Here is a 15,912-nt window from a genome sequence, read left to right as displayed (position 1 = left end):
GCGGCTGGATTCGAACCAACGGATGCCGAGATCAAAACCCGGTGCCTTACCACTTGGCGACGCCCCTAACGTGTAACCTTAAAATGATTAAGAGGAGATTCTTTTAAACTATTTACCAAGTAAGATTTACATGGTGAATGCTTAAGAATTTCATCAATATTCATTTCATTCGTTACTTCAATAAAAACACAAGCACCTGTACCTGTAAGCTTTGCTTGACCAAATTGATCTAAATATTGCATTGCTTCTTCTACTTCAGGGTATAACTGCCGAGCCAGTGGCTCAAAGTTATTTCCAAAATTAGAAGGTTCTAACTGATAGGCGCAAAATTTAGTGGTCTTAGAGTCTCTTGTCAATGTTTTTTGTGAAAAAAGCAATTGAGTGCTGATAAAACAATCAGGTTTTAAAATAATGAACTGTTTTTGATCTAAGTCTATGAATGATAAATGTTCACCAATGCCTTCAGCCCATGCATTTTTACCATAAATAAAAATTGGAACATCGGCACCGAGCTTAACACCATAGTCCGCAAGTTGTTCTTGCTCTAGGCCACATTCCCATAATTGATTTAACACAATAAGTGTTGTGGCGGCATTAGATGAACCGCCGCCTAGACCCGCACCCATTGGAATATTTTTTTCAATTTTGATGTCCAAGCCACAAAGTTTTTTTGCATGTGGTTTTAGTATTTGGGCTGCTCGATAAATCAAATTTTCTTCAGGTCGAACTTCACTCAACCCATCAATTTCGATTTCTTCGCCCAAAGTCGGTGTAAATGTCATCCAATCATATAAATCAATCAGTTGGAAAATGGTTTGTAGCTCATGGTAACCATTCTCACGTCGGCCTGTAATATGTAAAAACAGGTTGAGCTTAGCAGGGGAAGGAACTCGAATCATAGATTTATATAATTAGACTTAGCGGTTTTGGATGACCATTGTAATACGGTTTTCTTTATCTTCAGCAAGAGCTTGCTTTAAAACCAGTTTGTTTGGCAAAGTTTGTTCACCATCGTAACTGAAATTAACTGTCCAGCCATCTTCAATCAGTTGACTCACTCGATTTGTAGCGTCTTTCGTAATTTGAGCATTTAGCGTTGCTGGTTTTGCTAAAATCCAGCTCGTTAAGTGCGTAATTGGTGCTTGCCAACCTGTTGCTCGCTCTAAAAGTTCTTCTGGAGATGCAGCGCTAATAAGTCCTGTTTTAGAACTGTTTAAAGTTACTTCGCCTGGTTTACCCTGAATTTGGGTTTTTCCAACGCCTAAAATACCGCTTAATTCGATATCAAAATTATCTTGCTGTTGAAGCCAGGTAAAAAAAGCACTACCGGTTTGCTGTGGTGTACGAACCCCAATCTTACCTTGCAAATTAAAGTGTTTTTCGTCTTGAACTTGTTGAGTAACCGCAGGTTTTGGTTGAGTAAAATGCTGACAACCGGTTAGAAATAATACACTTGATCCACAGATCGCTGTGCACAGTTGGGCAAATTTGCTCATATATTTAACTCTTTTTTGCAGATGTAGGTAAAATTAACGCATCAAGCTGTTGTAATTGTGGATCATTGGCATGCTTTTGTTTCAGTTGTTGTAACACTGCGCTAAATTGCGTGAGTGACCCTTGCATATACAAAGCTTTAGCATAACGAATACCAATATTTATATTATGGCTAAGTTCATACGCTTTGCCTAAGGCTTCCGCCGCAGCTTCATAATCATTCTGTAAAAATGCAATATAACCTAGCGTATCAAGAATTGAAGCCTGTTCAGGCGCATATTCTAATGCTTGCTCTGCATACTGACGTGCTTCTTTTAAACGACGGTTTTGCAGTGCCAGTGTATAAGCATATGCATTTAGATACGTTGGGCTGTTGGGCTCAAGTTGTAATAATTGTTTTAAGGTTTTGTCCAGCTTGTCACGGTCCGTATATGGATCAAGTAATAAAACTTCCGCGTAAATTAGTTCTGGGTCGTCGGGTAGGTTTTTAATTGCTTCATCTAATAGATTTAGTGCAGCTTTTTTATTGCCCATTTTCTTTAAGATTTCAGCTTGGGCTTGATATAAGAAGCTTGCATGTTGAGGATAATTTACTCGTTCTTGAGTAAGGAACCGTAAAGCATCGTGTAAATTTTCTTGTTTATCATATATTGCGATCAAGTTTCGTCTAGATACCACATATAAACTGCCATCAACTAAACGATAGTATGCTTTTGCAGTTTCATAATGCTGTTTACGCTCCGCATTAATAGCTAAGTAGTAATACGCTTCATTTTGATATTTTGCCGAGTTTCGTAGGTCAACAAGATATTGTTCTGCTTTGTCATATTGCTTTAAATCAATACTTGTTAAGCCTGCAATAAATAAGGCTTCTTCAGCTTTAGGGTTGGTTTCTATAATCTTTTCAAGTTTTTCTAACGCAAGCTGAGATTGGTTAATTTGTATGAGATAGCGGATTTCAGCTAATCGAATATCTAAATTTTTCTTATTTTTACGACTCGACTTTGCATACCATTTAAGCGCACCTTCTTGATCGCTGAGAGCAATAAGTAAGTTTGCTTTCATTAAAATAAAGCTCGTTACTTTAGGACGTCGACGTAATGCTTTGTTAATGTTGGTTAGCGCAGTTTGTAATTGGCCATTTTGAGCTTCTAAATTGGCGATGAGTGCCAAAATAGAAGGATTGTCTTTTTCTGCGCTAGAACGTAAAGCTGTTAATAGTACTTCTCGATCTTGCGCATTTTCTGGAGCAATGCTAGCTAAAATTTGTTCTAAATCGGCAGTGGGATCTATCTTTAAAATTTTATCTAATGTCTCAGCAGCAAGCTGATATTCGTGCGTTTTTAAAGCAATGTGTGACAAATAAAATAAAGCTGGTACATCTTTAGGTTCTTGAGCTACCCAGTGTGTAGCAATATTTAACGCAGCTTGTAAATCATTATATTCAAGTGCAACGTCTAAAGCTCTCTGCTTAATTGATGTAGAGTTGCTTTTAATTGCGAGCACTGTGTAATTATGCAAAGCGTTTGGAATATCGTCATAAGCTAGAGCAAATTCAGCGACCATCGTTTGCTCTAGTGCCTGATCAAATGAATGCACGGCATAGGTCTCTTGCACAGGACGTGCATAGACATACGAGGACATGCTACCTAACAACAAGAATGTGGTAGAATACTGTCTTATCGAAGCACCGTTAAAATTAATACGGCTATTCATTTGACGCAATTTTTATTGATCCAAAGTAATGCTTTTTATGACACCGATGTTGCACAATAGCATAAATTTAGCGAAATGATGATCTGATATGTCTTTCTTTGCATTGGGTGTCAACCATCAAACAGCTTCTGTAGAACTCCGCGAACAAATTGCTTTCAATGCAGAGCGATTAAGTCGTTTGCTTGCCGAACAACGCCATCACCAAAACTTAAAGGATTTGGTGGTCGTCTCGACCTGTAACCGTACAGAAGTTTATGCCATGGCAGAAAACGCCGAAAGCCTTCTAAAATGGTTAGCCGATGCCAATAATATTGATGTAAAGCAGTTAATTCATCATGTTTATCGTTACGAGAATACGCAGGCGATTACACATTTAATGCGAGTGGCGAGTGGTCTAGACTCTCTCATGCTTGGTGAGCCACAAATTTTAGGGCAGGTTAAAAGTGCTTTGGCATTGTCTAAAGAAGCTCAAACAGTCTCTCCTGAATTAAATAGTGTTTTTGAATACGCTTTCTATGCAGCTAAACGGGTACGTTCCGAAACAGCGGTGGGTAGTCATGCTGTTTCAATGGGTTATGCGGTTGCACAACTGGCTTTACAGGTTTTTAGTAAGCCTGAAAAACTTACCGTAATGGTTGTTGCTGCGGGTGAAATGAATAGCTTGGTTGCTAAGCATTTGGCTGAAATGGGTGTCGCGAAGATTATTATTTGTAATCGTAGCCGTGAGCGTGCTGACCAGCTGGCTCAGGAGATTGCACATCAGGTTGAAGTTGAAATTATTGAGTTTTCAGCATTACCAGAAAATTTATATCGTGCTGATGTCGTGTCGAGCTGTACTGGAAGTTTATACCAAGTTATTGCTTATTCTGATGTTAAGGCCGCATTAAAAAAACGCCGCTACCAACAAATGTTAATGGTTGATTTGGCGGTACCACGTGATATAGATCCTAAAGTTGAAGCACTTGATGGGGTCTATTTATATGGTGTTGATGATTTACAAAGTGTGATTGATGAGAACCTTGCACAACGTCGTCAGGCGGCTGTTGAAGCAGAGGTAATGGTTAATCAATTAGCTACTCAGCTTATTACGCATCAAAAAGTTAAAGAGGCGGGTAGTACAATTCATGCTTACCGCCAGCACAGTGAAGAGATTAGTCAACAAGAGCTTACACATGCGTTAGAAGCTTTGCATCATGGTGAGAGTGCCGAACAGGTATTACAGCATTTTGCACACCGTTTGACGCAAAAACTTATGCATCCTACATCGATATTATTACGTGAAGCTGCTAAAGCAGAAAATCCTGATTATTTTGAATGGTTACAACAGCATTTACAGGATGTATTTGATCATGAGCGTAAGCCAAAACATTAAGACAACAGTTTCAAGCTAATTTGTTTGGTTAATTCATTCAATTGTTGTCTTAGATTTCTTGATTCAATTAAAGAAATCGGTGATTTCAGCTTCTGACGTAAATATCTTTCTTGCAGACTTAATGAATATTCTTTAGCTAACTTGTCAGCTACTTCAGGAGCCTGTGTTAATGCCTGAATATTTGTTCTTTGCATAATATCGGCGATTTCATGGCAGTAACTACTACACGCACCAAGCACATAATAAGTTGCCAACTCTTGATCATCTGGTAAATCATCAAAAATACGGTTTAAGATTGCCAGTACTTTGGCTAATAATTCATCTTGGTGAATATAAGCCCGTAATCCTTCAAAATGAATATAAAGAAAAGGATGATGCATTAAAATTGCAATCGCAAAGTCTTCATCTTTTGTATGGATGTTAAATGAGAGCGAGGCATCGTGGCTGATTTGTGGGGTAAAACGTTTACCTAGTCCGAGTTTTTCACGGAAAGATTGAGTAAGTAAGTAACGGAAAGAACCTTGTTTTGGCAATAACTCGGTGAGTTCTCTGAGTTCTCCCATGACTAAGCTTTTCCCTTCAGGCGTACTGATATCATGTTGACCTGTTAAGTGCGCAAACACGAAATCGGACAGAAGAGGGGCTTGTTGTAATAGTTTTTGGAAATTCTCGAGTCCTTCTCGACGGATGAGAGAGTCGGGGTCGTGATCATTGGGTAGAACAAAAAATTTGAGTTCACGACCATCATTAAGAAGTGGTAAAGCAATTTCTAAAGTTCTGCGTGCTGCTTTTTGACCAGCAGCATCACCATCAAAAGCAATGGTAATGCGGCTATTTTGTTTAAATAAAATATTAAGGTGTTCAGTATTACTTGCAGTCCCTAAGGTTGCTACAGCTCCTGTAATGCCATATTGTTGAAGCGCAATGACATCCATATAGCCTTCAACCATTAACCAATCGCTAGATTTCAGCTTTCTACCTTCATAAAGTCCGTAAAGTAGCTGATTTTTATGAAAGACTTCTGAATCTGGCGAGTTAATATATTTGGGCTTGATTTCATCATTTAAGGCACGCCCACCAAAACCAACCACTCGGCCTTTAGGGTCGCGAATTGGGAAAATGACGCGGTCACGTAACAAATCAAAATCACGCCCATTATCACTTGAGCGGATAAGTCCGAGTTGTTTTAAACCGTCAATATCATAAGGAAAAGCTTTTTCTAGGTGTTGCCAGTCTTCTGGAGCATAGCCTAAGCGCCAAAACTGAATCGTCTGATTGGTTAGTCCACGCTGTTTAAAGTAATTTTTGGCTTTTTGACTATGAGGTAATTGTTGTTCATAGAACTGAGCAACATTTTCCAGTAAGTCATATAAATTACCTTCTTGAACGGGTTCATCAAAGCTAAATGGCTGTTCGAACTGAGCAAAAGGGTCATCAAAAAAAACGGGTTCAAGTGTGTTGTAGCTTTCATCCGATGGCTGCTGTGGAATGACAGGCTCTGCTGCATTTGTTTTAGTAACGGGTGGCTTTGTAACCTGACGGGTATAAGATAGTTTTTTATTTTCAGTATTATCTTTAGGTAATTCAATTCCGGTACTGCTCGATAATTCTTTCATTACCTCAATAAAGTTTCGGTTATCAATATCCATAAGAAAACGGATTGCATTTCCGTTGGCCTGACAACCAAAGCAGTGATAATACTGCTTGTCACGGTAGACATGGAATGATGGCGTTTTTTCTTGATGAAAAGGGCAACAGCCGGAATATGTACGTCCGGTTTTTTTCAATTTCACACGCTGACCAATCAGATCGACAATATCTGTGCGATCTAGAATTTGATCAATCGTATGTTGTGGAATTGCCATAATTCAGATAACCGTATTAAAACTTGATGAGACAGTAAGTCAGAATATTCTGACATGATGAATCGAGATATGCCCAATAAATATTTTAATATTTTATAAAAACAAACAGGCAAGTGATATCACTTGCCTGTTTGTTGATGTTTTTTAAAGCTTAAACTTATTGAGCAGCGTCATCCGCACCTTGTGTTGCCTCATCTGATTGAACATCAGTTGAAGCTTCAGTAGAGGTTACAGCTGGTGCAACAGTTGTATTTTCTGCTGCTTGTGACTCAGGTTTGTCTAATAAACCGAAGCTTAAACGGTTTGTCCAACTACGTTCAGACTTAGGAGCTTCAACAGGTGTTTGTTCTGGTGCTTCAGTTTCTTCTTTATCTGAATTACCAATTAAACCAAAACTAACACGGTTGAGGAAACCACGTTTTGGAGCTTCTGCTTCAGTTGTGCTCTCTGGCGTTGCAGCAGTCGATTCACGACCGAAAATACCTAAAGTTGCACGGTTGATCCAGTTACCTTCTTTACGAGCAGCACGCATGTTAACTGTGCCGTCTTTTTTCACAAGGCTTGGATAATTAAGTTTTAAAACTTCAATATATTGTTGCGAAGTAGCTTTATCACCTAACTTGTCATAGCTATATGCCAAAGTGGCTAAAGCTTCTGGAATTTGAGGTGTTTGTGGATAGTGTTCAATCACCCATTGCGAACGTTCTGCAGCGGCGATCCAAGCTTTACGTTTAACGTTGAAGCGGGCAGCAGTCATTTCATTTTCGGCAAGTTCTTGCCCAATGAATTTCATACGCTGAGCAGCATCGACAGAATATTGGCTACTTGGGAAACGACGAATTAAATCAACAAAGTTTTGATACGCAACTTTTAAATAGCTCACATCACGATGTGACTGTTGCAAAGAGGTATAACGCATCAAACTGTCGTAGTTTTGCTCCATATTGGCAACAGCACGAACATAATAAGCATAATCCACATTTGGATGTTGAGGATTTAAACGAATAAAACGTTCTGCTAAGGCAATGGTGCCTTCATAATCTTTTTGTTTAAATTTCGAATATAGAAGTTCAAGTTGTGCTTGTTGAGCGTATTGTCCAGTCGGATAATAAGTATCGATTGCCTCTAAGGACTTGGTCGCATCAAGATATTGACCACGGTCAAGCGACTTTTGGGCCTTTTCGAAGTAAGCTTGTTCACTAGATTGAGGGCCAGTATCGACCACTTCTTTTTTACTTGGATTGCTGCTACAGCCCACAAATGCAGACGCTACGCCTAAAGATAAGGCAAGCATCGTAATTTTATAACGTGGTAGCGACATAAAAACTCCTCTGTTATGTTGGGCAATGAGCTACAATTGCGCTATTAAACCACTTTTATCTCAATGATCAAATGACTTCAGCACAATCTTCAAACACAAACTTCTCTGAAACCGACTTCAATTTACTTGAAGATTCTGAGGATGCAGATAACCATACTTCTGATACAACTGCAACACGTTTATCGTTGCAAGTTCAGCTAGATGAAACCTATCTGGGACAACGTATCGATCAGGTAGCAGCTTTGGTGTGGAGCGAGTTTTCGCGTGAAAAGCTTAAGCAATGGTTGAAGGATGGCCATCTGTTGGTGAATGGTAACATTGTCAAGCCTAAGCACCGTTGTGAAGGAACAGAGCTACTTACGCTTGAAGTAGAGCTCGAAGCCCAGACGACGAGTCAACCTGAAAATATTCCACTTAATATTGTCTATGAAGACGATGATATTTTAGTCATTAATAAGCCAGTAGGCATGGTGGTACATCCAGGAGCAGGCAATAGTTCTGGAACTTTAGTGAATGCTTTGCTTTACCATTTCCCAAAATTGGCAGAACTTTCGCGCGCTGGTTTAGTACACCGTATTGATAAAGATACCAGCGGTTTACTGGTTGTCGCTAAAAGCCTAGAAGCTCAATTTTCTTTAAGTAAACAGTTGGCAAATAAAACGGTTTACCGTGTATATGATTTGGTTGTTTATGGAAATATTATTGCTGGCGGTACGATTGATGAACCAATCAAACGCCACCCAGTTGACCGTGTGAAAATGGCAATTTTACCGGGTGGACGAGATGCAGTAACTCACTACAATGTAAAAGAACGTTTTAAAGATTTTACCCGTGTACAAGCTCGTCTTGAAACAGGACGAACACATCAGATCCGTGTGCATTTTAGTTATATTGGTTACGGTTTGATTGGCGATCAGGTTTATATGAACCGTGTACGTGTGCCAGCTGGTGCATCTGAATTGCTCATTGAAACTTTACGTGGTTTTAAACGTCAGGCATTGCACGCAGCGAAATTGGGCTTAAAACACCCTCGTACTGGTGAAGAAATGCTATTTGAAGCGCCGTGGCCTGAAGATTTCACACATTTAGTGAATGTGTTACGTTCAGAAAACGCTGCATATTAAGGACGTGCATATGGAATTTGTTCAAGGTTTACCTCAAGGTGTATTTGTAGGGCAGACACGTGTTCAACATCCTTTGGCATTACCAACGGATCGACTTGAATTATCTGGCTTTAATTTGGCTTTACATGTCAAAGATGAGGCACAACGTGTTCAACAGCATCGAATGATATTGTTAGATGAGTTTGCGGAATTTGGTGTTAAAAAAATGACATGGATGACCCAAACGCATAGTACGATTTGCCATACCGTAAATGAACAAATTCCCTTTAAAGCTTTAATTGGCGATGGTTTGGTCACCCAAACAAAAGGTCATGCTTTAATGATGATGACGGCTGATTGCTTACCTATCGTGTTGGGAAATGCCGAAGGCAGTGAAGTTGCTAATTTGCATGCGGGGTGGCGTGGTTTAGCAGGTGGCATTATTGAAAATACAGTTACGGCTATGCAAAATCCTCCGACTTGGGCGTGGTTAGGAGCTGCAATCAGTCAACCTTGTTTTGAAATTGGGGCCGAAGTAAAAACTGCTTTTTGTGATAAATATCCAGAGTTGGAAACAGCTTTTGTTGAGGGCGTGGCTCCAAATAAATTTCATGCAGACTTATATGCCATTGCACGTTTTATTTTGCAAAGTCTAGGTGTGCAACAAGTCTTAGGTGGAGATCAATGTTCTTATCAACAGGGTGATGAGTATTTTTCTTATCGTCGTGATGCGAAGACAGGACGTATGGCTACGTTTGTTTTTATGTAAGTTTTGATAACCGCCTTAAATGACTCTCTTACTTTATATTCACTAAAATAAGAGAGTTTTTTATTTAATTTGAAAATATTTCAATCGTATGCGGTAGTGAAAGCCTTATATTTCATATTTATAGATGAAGGTTTAGCAAGCGTTAATAAAATGATAAAATAGAAAAAATCGCTCAAAATTTTAATCTTATGTCTTTGCCTGAAAAACATCTCTCTATTGTCTACCACAGTCCATATGGTCATACCGCGAAGGTAGCTTCCGCTATTGCTGCTGGGGCAGAGGTGATGGGTGTAAAAGTACATTTAATGAATATTGAACATATTGATTGGGATGCACTTGATGCATCGCACGGTATTATTTTTGGTTCGCCTACCTATATGGGGAGTATGACCGCTGACTTTAAAAAGTTTATGGACAGTACTTCTAAACGTTGGAAAGAGCGTTTGTGGCAAGGCAAGCTTGCAGCTGGCTTTGCAAACTCAGGTGGTCTAAGCGGCGATAAATTAGCGGTATTACAACAATTAAATATTTTTGCGATGCAACATGGCATGCTTTGGTCAGGTTTACCTTTAATGACGACTGGGCATAGTGAAAAAGATTTAAACCGATTATCGAGTTGTTTAGGTTTAATGACACAGTCAGATAATGCACCTGTTGAAATTACTCCTCCACAAGGCGATTTAGATACTGCAAAATGGTTTGGCGAATATATTGCTGGACTCTTATATAGATTAAATTAATAAATTCCGCGATATAAAAAAGCCTCTAAAAAGAGGCTTTTTATTTAATTACTTATGAAATATACGAGCTTTATCACGCTGCCAATCGCGATCTTTTTCAGTCGCACGTTTGTCGTGAAGTTGTTTACCTTTCACAAGCGCGATTTCAAGTTTAACCAAGTGACCTTTCCAGTAACATGCTAAAGGAACACATGAGTAACCTTTTTGGTTAACTGAACCTGTTAGCTTTTCTAGTTCTCGGCGTGATAATAATAATTTACGTGTACGTGTAGCTTCAGGTACCACATGAGTAGATGCTGAAAGGAGCGGTTGAATTTGTGCACCAAATAAAAACGCTTCACCATTCTTAAAAATGACATAACTTTCTGTCAAACTCATGCGACCAGCACGTAAAGACTTTACTTCCCAGCCGAGTAAAGACATACCAGCTTCAAATTTTTCTTCGATAAAATAATCATGGCGGGCACGTTTGTTTTGTGCGATGGTTCCACCATTATGTTTTTTCACTACTGTCGCTTTCGCCATAATTCAAACTTCCACAATTGCCCCTATTGTGCCGTAAACTGATGCTAAGGTGAAGTTTTTCCTGCACGTCAATATTTCGCCTGATGTATAACTTTTGCTAAAATAGGTTCACAATACAATTAGAGTACTAGCGGATGTCTAAAACGCGTGTAATTTATCCTGGAACATTTGACCCCATCACGAATGGACACGTTGATTTAGTTACTAGAGCATCAAGAATGTTTGATGAGGTTGTAGTAGCAATTGCAATTGGACATCATAAAAACCCTTTGTTCAGTCTAGAAGAGAGAGTTGAACTGGCCCAAACATCACTCAGCCATTTATCAAATGTTGAATTTGTAGGCTTTGATGGTTTACTAGTTAATTTTTTCAAAGAGCAAAAGGCAACAGCAGTACTTCGTGGTTTAAGAGCAGTTTCTGATTTTGAATATGAATTTCAACTTGCCAATATGAACCGTCAACTTGACCCACATTTTGAAGCAGTATTTTTAACACCATCTGAGCAGTATTCATTTATTTCTTCGACATTAATTCGGGAAATTGCTCGTTTAAAAGGGGATGTAACCAAGTTTGTTCCGCAAGCTGTGGTTGAGGCCTTTGAACGTAAACATCAACAAGGTTGGTAAAGTGTCGTTATATATCACCGATGAATGCATAAACTGTGATGTTTGTGAACCAGTTTGCCCAAATGAAGCTATTTTCATGGGTGAAGTGATTTATGAAATTCATCCAGATTTATGCACTGAATGCGTTGGTCATCATGACCAGCCGCAATGTCAGTTATTTTGTCCAGTGGACTGTATTCCTAAAGATCCGCAGCATGTGGAGACGGAAGATGAGCTATTCGACAAATATAAAAAATTAATTGCTCAAAAAAGCACAAGCAATTAGTAAATAAATTTGTTAATATGCGCCCCTGAAGTGAGCTGGATGGTCGCTGCTGTGGAGGTCTTCGTGACTGAAGCAGGGGAGGAAAGTCCGGGCTTCATAGGGCAGGGTGCCAGGTAACGCCTGGGCGGTGAAAGCCGACGGAAAGTGCAGCAGAGAGTAGACCGCCTCATTCGTGAGGTAAGGGTGAAAGGGTGCGGTAAGAGCGCACCGCGTGTCTGGTAACAGTTCACGGCATGGTAAACCCCACCAGAAGCAAGACCAAATAGGAATCCTGAGGTACGGCCCGTACTGGATTCGGGTAGGTCGCTTGAGCGTATGAGTGATTGTACGCCTAGAGGAATGGCCATCCTCGACAGAACCCGGCTTATAGGCTCACTTCACCTCATTTTATTTAAAATTTTTCTTGACGTGCGTTAAAGAAGTTAAGATAATGCGCGCACAGTTTTCGGCTATGTAGCTCAGTTGGTTAGAGCACCGCACTCATAATGCGGGGGTCACAAGTTCAAGTCTCGTCATAGCCACCATTTTATAGACCACGCTCCTGCGTGGTCTTTTTTTATGCTCATTTTTTGATTAAACACAGTTTGTAAAGACCGACTTTATAGTTATGGCATTGTTTGTCTAGATCAATTTCTTCATGTTCTTATAACACTTAACAAGGATGTTGAAGACATGAAAAGGTCATTATTATTTTTAGGAATTTTAAGTTTAACGGCGGGAGTAGAGGCTTCTGCTGCTGATTTGAGTTGGGGAGATCCAACTTTGGATTCGGGACAGTTTAAAGTTTCTGGCGCAGTACGTTCTCGTTATTTGCATAAAGATTATGTGGTTGATGCAAATGAAGGTTCTCAAAATGATGACTGGCGATTAACTGATATTAAATTAGTGCTAGGTTATGAAAATCCAGATTGGATTGCAGGTGCGGATGCTCGTTGTTATCAATATGATCGCTTGTGTGATGCGATTTTTCTAAAGAAAGCTTGGGTAGGTTATAAATTATCTGATCAGCAGAGAATCACGGCAGGTTTACAACCCGTTGATTTTGGTTTTGGCGAATTTTGGGGAAGTAGTTATTACGAAACACTTTTAAATACAGTTGGTTTAGAAGACATCGATAATTTGGGTATCAAATATAAATTTACAGATGATCAATACAATTTGACCTTAGGTTTCTATCCAACTGATGGAGGAAACTATAAGGGAACGTCAAAAGACTCAAGTAGATACAGCGGTAATTTCGTTGAAGCTGATGATTTAACTACAGGAACCAATATTGAAGAAAAAAATATGTGGATTGCGCGGGCCTCTAGAAAATTTGAGCTTGATAAAGCTCAAAAATTTTCGACCGAGTTAGGAGGTTCAGTCTGGTATTCTGATTTAGAAAATAAAAGAACAGATGAAGATGGACACCGCAAATCATTGAATGTATTTGCTCAAACGCAATATCAAACATGGCAATGGATGTTCTTAGCAGGTAAGCAAGATGTCACTAATGGCGATAATTTATTGCCAAATAGCTCAACCATTGGAGCATTTGATTACCCGTATCAAGTCGCTAACAAAGGCAAATATCTGGTCAATGAAATTAACTATACCTTTGCTCAGCCATTCCACAAACTTGAAAATATTAAACCTTATATCTCTCATAGCCGCTTTTTCAAAGATGAGGATGGATATAAAGACTCTGAACGCTTAATTGCAGGGGTTTATTTTAATTACAAAGCCATTGGTATTCAGGGTGAATACATTATGAGTAAAAATGATCCAATGGTTGGTGGTGGGGCTGATGGCCTTGCACAAGGTAGCAGTAATGATTGGGATAAATTATTTTATCTTTCAATCGGATATTATTTTTAAAATTTAAAAGCGATTTATTGCCCTAAGTGAATAGACCTCACTTAGGGCTTTTTTTCATAGAAAGACTTTTTCAGGCGGTGGTTCTCGTTTAACTGCCGGAGAAATGAGTTGTCCTCGGTTTAGGTTTTGAACATGCTGTAAACGATTGAGCAATTCGTTTTGAATAAACAAAATACAGGTTTGCAGCTTGGAGGAACTTTTAAGCCGTGATGGATAAACCGCCCAAATATCCGCATCTTGCCAGTACTCAGGCAAAATGTGTTGGAGTTGACCTGTAATTAATTCATCTGCAACATCCCAAATTGATCGGAAAATAATCCCGTGGCCTTCTATGGCAAGTTGATGAATAATTTCGCCGTTATTCGAAACAAAACGTGGTTTGATATGCACTGAGACATCTTCAGAAGCATGCCTAAATTTCCATAGCACAGACGATTGATCACGCTCACTAATCGTCAAACAATCATGTGTTTGCAAATCCTCAATGCTGTCTGGTACACCGTGTTTAAGTAAATAACTCGGTGAAGCGCACAAAATTCGAAAGTTAGACGCCAGCTTCTTCGCAATCATATTCGGTGCGATTTCATTACCAATTCTAATGTCCAAATCAATACTGTGTTGAATCAGGTCTTTGGTATTGTCGATGGTGTCAAAATGAATTTGGAGCTTTGGATAAAGCATCATTAATTTAGACAGAATTGGTGCAATATGCTTTCTGCCAAAACCAAAGCTACTAATAATATCCATACGGCCTGTAGGCGTACTGAGCGGGTTATTGACCAGCTCACAAACTTCATCAAATTCTTCAAGAATATTTGAAACTCTCTCAAGGATGAGTTTGCCATCTTCCGTCAGGCTAACATGACGTGTACTGCGATGAAAAAGTTTGCAGCTTAACGTGTTTTCTAAAATATTAATTCGCTTGCTAATAAAAGCTGGCGATGTCCCGAGTTCCTCAGCAGATTCGACAAAACTTTTTAGTTTGGCGACTGTGCAAAAAACCTTTAAATCCGATAGGTTAGGTAGATTGTTCACGATCCGTGTCCATTGGAGTGATAGTTCTGTTGTTGATCATTTTTGCTTAAAACATCATGTTTAAGCCATACAAGGATATTAGTCGAAGGTGTGAAGGAAGCTTATGGCAAAAAGATATAAAGTTGCCACGATTGCAGGCGATGGCATTGGTTTAGAAGTTCTACCAGAAGGCATTAAGGTTGTAAAGGCAGCAGCAGAGAAGCATGGTATTGAGCTTCAGTTAGATGCTTTCGATTGGGCAAGCTGCGATTACTACCTTGAGCACGGCAAAATGATGCCAGATGACTGGTTTGAAACTTTGCAGGGCTACGATGCAATTTATTTTGGCGCTGTAGGCTGGCCAGATAAAGTACCTGACCATATTTCACTATGGGGTTCGCTGCTCCAGTTCCGTCGCGGTTTTGACCAATATGTGAATTTACGTCCAGTGCGCTTAATGCCGGGTGTTAAATGTCCCCTAGTAGGTAAAAAACCGGGCGATATCGACTTCTACGTGGTCCGTGAAAACAGTGAAGGAGAATACTCAGCCATTGGTGGTAAGGCTTTTGAAGGAACAGATCGAGAGTTTGTTTTACAAGAAGCTGTATTTACACGTCATGGTGTAGATCGCATTTTGCGTTATGCATTTGAGTTTGCAAATCAGCGTGATGCGAAAAAAATTACCGCAGCGACCAAATCAAATGGTATTGCAGTTAGCATGCCGTATTGGGATGAGCGCGTTGACGCAATGGCAAAACAATATCCACAAATTCAAGCTGATAAACAGCACGTTGATATTTTAGCGGCTCGTTTTGTTTTACAACCTGAACGTTTTGATGTGGTCGTAGCATCAAATTTATTTGGCGATATTCTTTCCGATTTAGGCCCGGCATGTACAGGAACTATTGGTTTAGCTGCTTCGGCAAATTTAAACCCTGAGAGAAAATTTCCATCATTGTTTGAACCTGTACATGGTTCAGCACCAGATATTTACGGTAAACAAATTGCCAATCCAATCGCTGCGATTTGGTCGGGTGCCATGATGTTCGAGTTCTTTGGTGAAGAAGACGAGCGTTGCATTCAAGCAGGTCAGGACATTATGCAGGCGATTGAGAATGTATTAATTAATGGGCCAAAAACAGCCGATATCGGCGGTCAGGCAAAAACTTATGAGGTAGGAGATGCAATTGCATCGTGTGTAGCCCAAATTAAAATGGACGTGTTCGCTATGGACTAACGCCATCC

At 39.6% G+C, this 15,912-nt stretch carries 15 protein-coding genes, 1 tRNA gene and 1 other RNA gene; 10 read left to right on the top strand and 7 right to left on the bottom strand.

All coding sequences use genetic code 11. The features are described from left to right. Nucleotides 1-65: 65 nt before the first annotated feature. From ispE to J536_RS20715, 3 genes are read right to left on the bottom strand one after another with little or no spacing between them, the layout of a single operon-like run. The gene (gene ispE, locus J536_RS20725) at nt 66-899 is read right to left on the bottom strand and encodes a 4-(cytidine 5'-diphospho)-2-C-methyl-D-erythritol kinase (RefSeq protein WP_025468421.1); all 834 of its coding nucleotides are present in this window, start codon (nt 897-899) and stop codon (nt 66-68) included. Between the two features lie 18 nt (nt 900-917). Then, nucleotides 918-1,496, bottom strand: a complete 579-nt coding sequence (gene lolB, locus J536_RS20720; RefSeq protein WP_017481320.1) for a lipoprotein insertase outer membrane protein LolB — start codon at nt 1,494-1,496, stop codon at nt 918-920. Nucleotides 1,497-1,500: 4 nt separating this feature from the next. Further along, complete coding sequence (locus tag J536_RS20715) at nt 1,501-3,210, bottom strand: tetratricopeptide repeat protein (protein WP_025468422.1); 1,710 nt, start codon at nt 3,208-3,210, stop codon at nt 1,501-1,503. An 88-nt stretch (nt 3,211-3,298) separates the two neighbouring features. Here J536_RS20715 and hemA point away from each other — a divergent pair, with 88 nt between their 5' ends. Then, nucleotides 3,299-4,582 (top strand): glutamyl-tRNA reductase, encoded by a 1,284-nt coding sequence (gene hemA / locus J536_RS20710; protein ID WP_017481322.1) that lies wholly within the window; start codon nt 3,299-3,301, stop codon nt 4,580-4,582. On the opposite strand, the gene J536_RS20705 is transcribed toward hemA, so the two are convergent. Together J536_RS20705 and J536_RS20700 are read right to left on the bottom strand one after the other, a co-directional pair. Next, the gene (locus J536_RS20705) at nt 4,579-6,447 is read right to left on the bottom strand and encodes a DNA primase (RefSeq protein ID WP_017481323.1); all 1,869 of its coding nucleotides are present in this window, start codon (nt 6,445-6,447) and stop codon (nt 4,579-4,581) included. The two genes, hemA and J536_RS20705, sit on opposite strands and share 4 nt — an antisense overlap. Before the next feature lie 157 nt (nt 6,448-6,604). Beyond that, complete coding sequence (locus tag J536_RS20700; protein ID WP_032005748.1) at nt 6,605-7,768, bottom strand: outer membrane protein assembly factor BamD; 1,164 nt, start codon at nt 7,766-7,768, stop codon at nt 6,605-6,607. A 71-nt stretch (nt 7,769-7,839) separates the two neighbouring features. Here J536_RS20700 and rluD point away from each other — a divergent pair, with 71 nt between their 5' ends. From rluD to J536_RS20685, 3 genes are all read left to right on the top strand, one after another. Then, nucleotides 7,840-8,892, top strand: a complete 1,053-nt coding sequence (rluD, locus tag J536_RS20695) for a 23S rRNA pseudouridine(1911/1915/1917) synthase RluD (protein WP_005075271.1) — start codon at nt 7,840-7,842, stop codon at nt 8,890-8,892. Between the two features lie 10 nt (nt 8,893-8,902). Continuing rightward, entirely contained in the window at nt 8,903-9,640 is a 738-nt protein-coding gene (gene pgeF / locus J536_RS20690; RefSeq protein ID WP_032063828.1) for a peptidoglycan editing factor PgeF, read from the top strand. Between the two features lie 188 nt (nt 9,641-9,828). Further along, on the top strand, nt 9,829-10,380 hold the full coding sequence (locus tag J536_RS20685; protein ID WP_005075275.1) for a flavodoxin family protein: 552 nt from the start codon (nt 9,829-9,831) through the stop codon (nt 10,378-10,380). 48 nt (nt 10,381-10,428) lie between these two features. Here J536_RS20685 and smpB read toward each other — a convergent pair whose 3' ends face one another. After that, nucleotides 10,429-10,905, bottom strand: coding sequence for an SsrA-binding protein SmpB (gene smpB / locus J536_RS20680; RefSeq protein WP_002120348.1), 477 nt, complete (start codon nt 10,903-10,905; stop codon nt 10,429-10,431). A 134-nt stretch (nt 10,906-11,039) separates the two neighbouring features. On the opposite strand from smpB, the gene coaD reads away from it, so the two are divergent. The 5 genes from coaD to J536_RS20665 all read left to right on the top strand — a co-directional run bounded on the left by coaD (nt 11,040) and on the right by J536_RS20665 (nt 13,653). Next, complete coding sequence (gene coaD, locus J536_RS20675; protein ID WP_005070938.1) at nt 11,040-11,531, top strand: pantetheine-phosphate adenylyltransferase; 492 nt, start codon at nt 11,040-11,042, stop codon at nt 11,529-11,531. A 1-nt stretch (nt 11,532) separates the two neighbouring features. Continuing rightward, nucleotides 11,533-11,796: a YfhL family 4Fe-4S dicluster ferredoxin gene (locus J536_RS0104745; RefSeq protein ID WP_005070936.1), complete on the top strand. Its 264-nt coding sequence runs from the start codon at nt 11,533-11,535 to the stop codon at nt 11,794-11,796. A gap of 27 nt (nt 11,797-11,823) precedes the next feature. After that, nucleotides 11,824-12,179, top strand: an RNA gene (rnpB, locus tag J536_RS20730) — RNase P RNA component class A. A 64-nt stretch (nt 12,180-12,243) separates the two neighbouring features. Beyond that, nucleotides 12,244-12,320, top strand: a tRNA-Met gene (locus J536_RS20670). A 148-nt stretch (nt 12,321-12,468) separates the two neighbouring features. Then, nucleotides 12,469-13,653: a porin gene (locus tag J536_RS20665; RefSeq protein WP_032063827.1), complete on the top strand. Its 1,185-nt coding sequence runs from the start codon at nt 12,469-12,471 to the stop codon at nt 13,651-13,653. A gap of 54 nt (nt 13,654-13,707) precedes the next feature. On the opposite strand, the gene J536_RS20660 is transcribed toward J536_RS20665, so the two are convergent. Then, nucleotides 13,708-14,688 (bottom strand): LysR family transcriptional regulator, encoded by a 981-nt coding sequence (locus J536_RS20660; RefSeq protein ID WP_032054237.1) that lies wholly within the window; start codon nt 14,686-14,688, stop codon nt 13,708-13,710. A gap of 103 nt (nt 14,689-14,791) precedes the next feature. On the opposite strand from J536_RS20660, the gene J536_RS20655 reads away from it, so the two are divergent. Further along, nucleotides 14,792-15,904: a tartrate dehydrogenase gene (locus J536_RS20655; RefSeq protein WP_032063825.1), complete on the top strand. Its 1,113-nt coding sequence runs from the start codon at nt 14,792-14,794 to the stop codon at nt 15,902-15,904. Nucleotides 15,905-15,912 lie beyond the last annotated feature (8 nt).

This window comes from Acinetobacter sp. 809848, assembly GCF_000581275.1.
GTDB lineage: Bacteria > Pseudomonadota > Gammaproteobacteria > Pseudomonadales > Moraxellaceae > Acinetobacter > Acinetobacter pittii.
This window is presented reverse-complemented; position numbering and strand designations above follow the sequence as displayed.

What these genes read in the sequence shown, in the direction of transcription:
- pgeF (WP_032063828.1), top strand. Translation starts at nt 8,903, where the DNA reads ATGGAATTTGTTCAAGGTTTACCTCAAGGTGTATTTGTAGGGCAGACA.
- lolB (WP_017481320.1), bottom strand. Translation starts at nt 1,496, where the DNA reads ATGAGCAAATTTGCCCAACTGTGCACAGCGATCTGTGGATCAAGTGTA.
- smpB (WP_002120348.1), bottom strand. Translation starts at nt 10,905, where the DNA reads ATGGCGAAAGCGACAGTAGTGAAAAAACATAATGGTGGAACCATCGCA.
- rluD (WP_005075271.1), top strand. Translation starts at nt 7,840, where the DNA reads ATGACTTCAGCACAATCTTCAAACACAAACTTCTCTGAAACCGACTTC.
- J536_RS20665 (WP_032063827.1), top strand. Translation starts at nt 12,469, where the DNA reads ATGAAAAGGTCATTATTATTTTTAGGAATTTTAAGTTTAACGGCGGGA.
- J536_RS20685 (WP_005075275.1), top strand. Translation starts at nt 9,829, where the DNA reads ATGTCTTTGCCTGAAAAACATCTCTCTATTGTCTACCACAGTCCATAT.
- J536_RS20715 (WP_025468422.1), bottom strand. Translation starts at nt 3,210, where the DNA reads ATGAATAGCCGTATTAATTTTAACGGTGCTTCGATAAGACAGTATTCT.
- J536_RS20700 (WP_032005748.1), bottom strand. Translation starts at nt 7,768, where the DNA reads ATGTCGCTACCACGTTATAAAATTACGATGCTTGCCTTATCTTTAGGC.
- hemA (WP_017481322.1), top strand. Translation starts at nt 3,299, where the DNA reads ATGTCTTTCTTTGCATTGGGTGTCAACCATCAAACAGCTTCTGTAGAA.
- ispE (WP_025468421.1), bottom strand. Translation starts at nt 899, where the DNA reads ATGATTCGAGTTCCTTCCCCTGCTAAGCTCAACCTGTTTTTACATATT.
- J536_RS20705 (WP_017481323.1), bottom strand. Translation starts at nt 6,447, where the DNA reads ATGGCAATTCCACAACATACGATTGATCAAATTCTAGATCGCACAGAT.
- coaD (WP_005070938.1), top strand. Translation starts at nt 11,040, where the DNA reads ATGTCTAAAACGCGTGTAATTTATCCTGGAACATTTGACCCCATCACG.
- J536_RS20655 (WP_032063825.1), top strand. Translation starts at nt 14,792, where the DNA reads ATGGCAAAAAGATATAAAGTTGCCACGATTGCAGGCGATGGCATTGGT.